The sequence below is a fragment of the Microcoleus sp. A003_D6 genome (genome assembly GCF_036702825.1).
Taxonomy (GTDB): Bacteria; Cyanobacteriota; Cyanobacteriia; order Cyanobacteriales; family Microcoleaceae; genus Microcoleus.
The window spans coordinates 1-3,967 of sequence record NZ_JAUBWA010000241.1 but is presented as its reverse complement, the minus strand read 5'-3'; the positions used below and the strand labels follow the sequence as shown (position 1 = coordinate 3,967).

The window sequence follows — 3,967 nt, the reverse complement described above, 5'->3', positions numbered from 1 at the left end:
TTTTTTTTCTTGTGGAATGGGCATCTTGCCCGTTCCAGAATTTGATTAAAAGGATTTTTGCAAGAGGTCTAATAATTAAGCCAATATATCTTTTTAATTAAGTAAAATCATCAGCTTTTCTAGCTTGTAGTTTAGCCATCTTTGAGCGCAGGTTAATCAGGAAAAACCTAAGAAGAGGTAAAGATTAAGAGCCATGCTGGTCAGAACCGATAAATTAGTGAGTGCTATGTAGTTAGGTCAAGGCTATATATCTTCCTTTAAAACTACATTTTTTGCCGAATGTAACTGATTTTTTATCAGCCACTAACCTCGGATATTTTACGCAAATATTTCGGCTGACACCGATAATGTGGTGATGTAATAGGCAAGGTGTTCATAATCTTTTTGCCCGCGAACATCGCTAATTACCACTTTAATTAAACTGGCTTTAATTAAAGTGGTAATTTCACCCCTTTTAATTTATCAAAATCCTTTAGTTTACGATCGGGAATATCAAACACAGATACCTTTCTGACGAGGTGACGACCATGACTAATATTTACCGATATCGTTTGAATTCTAGGTACTTGACTTTCTGTCTGTAATTTGCATAGCGTGTTTAAACACATTTTTTTAATTGCATTTAAGAGCAAAAATATAATCTTTTTTATACAGAGTAATCAAAGTAGTTGTCTCTTTCTGATAATGCAAAGCATCCAATGTAAATACGTTCCCTTGATGAAGATAACCCTTTACTAGCTCTTGTAGCTGTCCGATTTATGAATTTTTTTTGTTATCAAACTTTTGCCATCTGAGAACCCAACCAGTGTGCTAACTAAATAAGGACACAATTGACACAAAATTTTGAGAGTTATTCGGGAAGTTTTGGCAGGTAGTTCTGAGACATTTACCATCAATCGAGACCCAATCAGTTAAGTTGATTTAGGTAGTTAGCTGACTCGCCCATTGATTAAATGCGTCGATTAAATTAGAGATTTTGAATAACATCATTGCTCCTCTAATAATAGAACCATATTGATTAGACCTCTTGCAAAAATAACTAGGACGGGCTCTCCGGCCCATCCCACAAATTTTTTTTTCTTGTGGAATGGGCCGGAGAGCCCGTTCCAGAATTTGATTAAAAGGATTTTTGCAAGAGGTCTATTGTACTTTATCTATCAGTAGCGAGTGAGATGAAAGGTATTAACGATTATTTTTGGAGGGGATTTAGCACTCGTGTCCGAGAGAGATATCTCTATCTCAACTAACAGAAGATCGACCACTATAACCAATAGTAATATCCGTCATAATGAATATTTTTTTTCTTGATTCTGGTCATGGCTCATTGACTTTTTTCAGAAATAAGATTAGAGTCGCCATATATGTTTTTGTTGAGCGAACGCTAACCTCGCGAGTGGGGCGCTTGAAACTGCAACTACACAAACGAAGTCCCCGCAGAGGGGGACTAATTCCTGTTAAAAAAAACTCGGTTTATGCCTCCATTCTCGAATTACCAATCCCCACCGCTACCCCCACTACTAGAGTCGCTGCTGCTACTGCTGCTGTAGTCGCTGTTGCTACTGCTGTAGTCGCTGTTGCTACTGCTGTAGTCGCTACTGCTACTGCTGTAATCGCCCCCGGCACCGCCACCGCTGGAGTTGCCACCGCCAAAGCTACCTCCGCAGTCACTACTGCTAATGCTACTGCTGTAATCGGCACCCGCACCGCCACCGCTGGAGTTGCCACCGCCAAAGCTACCTCCGCAGTCGCTGTTACTAATACTGTAGTCGCTGCTATTACTGCTGTAGTAGCCACCGCAATCATCGCTACTACTGTTAATGCTGTAATCAACGCTGTTAATGCTGTAATCAACGCTGTTACTGCTGTAATTGGGACTGTGACTGCTGTAATTGCGATTGTTACTGCTGTAATTTCGCGGATAACGGCGGTGACGGGAACGAGATATCCGAGAAAATAAGCTGCAAAATATCCTGAAGATAATGAAGCAAGGTATAAATGCTATGAATGCTATGAATAACAACCCAAGTAAGCCATAGATTAAATTCGATGAATCTTCACCTGTGGATGTACTATTGCTAATAACTGGCGATTGACTAGGTATTGGTGACGGTTTCACCCCTTGAGATGGTACGATTGGAGCCAAAGGCAGTGCGGTTTGAGATTGAGCATTTACCGTCGGAGTTTGTAAAACATTTACTAACGCCTTTGTCCCGGCTAATGTGCCCCCGTCAAAGTCCTGCTGTTTAAATCTGGGCGTAATTTCGGTTTTAATAATTCCCACTACCTTCGCATCTGGCAAAACGCTTTGAATACCAGAACCTGTTTCAATTTGAACGCGGCGTTCACCCGACGAAATCAACAATAAAACTCCGTTGTTTTTGCCTTTTTTGCCAATCCCCCAAACGTTAAATAATTCTGTAGCAAATATTTTTGGTGTCGCCGATGGCTTAGTATCAGGCACTGTCACAACAGCGATTTCTGAGCCATTTTTTGCCTCTAAATCCGAAATCATTTGATTTAGCTGAGTTTCGGTGCTGTCGCTGAGAATGTTTGCCTTGTCCGTTACCCAAGTGTTATTTACTTGACGGGGATTCGGTACTTCTTGTACTGTTATAGCTTGGCTAGTTACGGGAAATGCAATTGCCGAAAAGCACAGAAAACTGGTCCAGATTATTTGTTTGTTGCTAACTTGTAACTGCATCGCTTCAGTCTCCTGAATAACTGCTAGTCTGAAATTGACATATATCTGTCCGCCTAATTACAATTCAATAACCAGCTCACTCTCATGTCAATTCATATTATTCAGAAGTTGAGTTCATAAAAATCATAATTTTAGGTACACCATAAGCACTTTACATTTATAGTCTAGGACGCAGGAGTGGCGAGAAACCGGGTTTTTAACCAAAATAATTGCTGAAAACCGTCAATCTCGGTTCAAAAACCCGGTTTCTTAGTGGGCGAGTCCGAGTGCGAACGAATTTAGATATTTTTAAGGAGAGGGAACTGGTGGCAGAAAATTGCTGCTGCCTTTATAACCAGATAAAATAGCCAGTTTCTCCAAAGATTGCCGGCCCGTGTAATATTTCCCCCGAATTTCCCAAGTGGGATAAGCTTGAATCTTGGCAGCTTTGCACAAATCCGGTTGAGCATCTTTGCCTCTGGGGTCGCACTCTATGTAAGTAATTGCCGTAAATGCTTCTTTGCCGAAAAGTTCTTGTTGGGTGTGACAGTGAGGACACCAGTAAGCACCGTACATTCTAGCTTTGATGGTCTGCAAATGGGTTGCTAAAGCTATTTGATCCGGCACGGATTCGCTGCGAATAGGTGGCGCTTCTTGTTCGGTAACAGGCTGTGTGAAAGGGGGTGGAGGAGGGAGGGTTTGTGCTAATTTTTGAGTGGGTTTGTTGCTGAAACTGAACTGTGCAATTCCTCCGTCTGCTTTGGCACTGACGAAAATCCCCAAAGTCAGAAAAATTGCGATCGCACAAAAGTTGAATTTGCTTACTCTCATCTTGGATTTCATCTTGGATTTACTAGGATTTCGCGAGCTTGATTCATAGCCTCTACAGCATTGTTTACCACAAAAATGTTAAATTGTGCTAACTCTTTAAAAAAAAGTTGACTTTCGGCGCTGTGATTTAACAATATAACTTGTTTGTTAGCTTTCAGAGCGAGGCTGATTTCCGAAGCTGTGCCCGTCCCCATACCGCAGGCAATTATTACATCTGAAGAAAGAATGTTAATATTATTTCTGGCGTTTCCCATGTCGGTGACAATGGCAATATCTACAGCTTCAGAAATGCCGCGAGTGTCGTTTCCCGGAAGGATGCCGACTGTTAAACCGTTAGCTGATTTTGCTCCTTTGTTGGCGGCATCCATGACGCCGACATTTCGGCTCTCCTGACTTTATGGTGTATAATGTAACAAACAATACATTTGCTGTCATGGACTTTTATTTGGACTATAT

Annotated in this window: 3 protein-coding genes; all 3 read right to left on the bottom strand. The window is 41.2% G+C overall.

What is annotated here, in order from left to right:
* Positions 1–1,489 precede the first annotated feature (1,489 nt).
* Positions 1,490–2,701, bottom strand: coding sequence for a TPM domain-containing protein (locus tag QUB70_RS31860; RefSeq protein WP_332985789.1), 1,212 nt, complete (start codon positions 2,699–2,701; stop codon positions 1,490–1,492).
* Between the two features lie 288 nt (positions 2,702–2,989).
* Positions 2,990–3,511, bottom strand: coding sequence for a hypothetical protein (locus tag QUB70_RS31855; RefSeq protein WP_332985788.1), 522 nt, complete (start codon positions 3,509–3,511; stop codon positions 2,990–2,992).
* 8 nt (positions 3,512–3,519) lie between these two features.
* Positions 3,520–3,879 carry a cytochrome gene (locus tag QUB70_RS31850; RefSeq protein ID WP_442927860.1) on the bottom strand — a complete coding sequence of 120 codons (360 nt, stop codon included), beginning with the start codon at positions 3,877–3,879 and terminating at the stop codon, positions 3,520–3,522.
* Positions 3,880–3,967: the final 88 nt, after the last annotated feature.

Excerpts from the sequence above, each read along its gene's own strand:
- QUB70_RS31860 (WP_332985789.1), bottom strand. The coding sequence starts at position 2,701 with ATGCAGTTACAAGTTAGCAACAAACAAATAATCTGGACCAGTTTTCTG.
- QUB70_RS31855 (WP_332985788.1), bottom strand. The coding sequence starts at position 3,511 with ATGAGAGTAAGCAAATTCAACTTTTGTGCGATCGCAATTTTTCTGACT.
- QUB70_RS31850 (WP_442927860.1), bottom strand. The coding sequence starts at position 3,879 with ATGGATGCCGCCAACAAAGGAGCAAAATCAGCTAACGGTTTAACAGTC.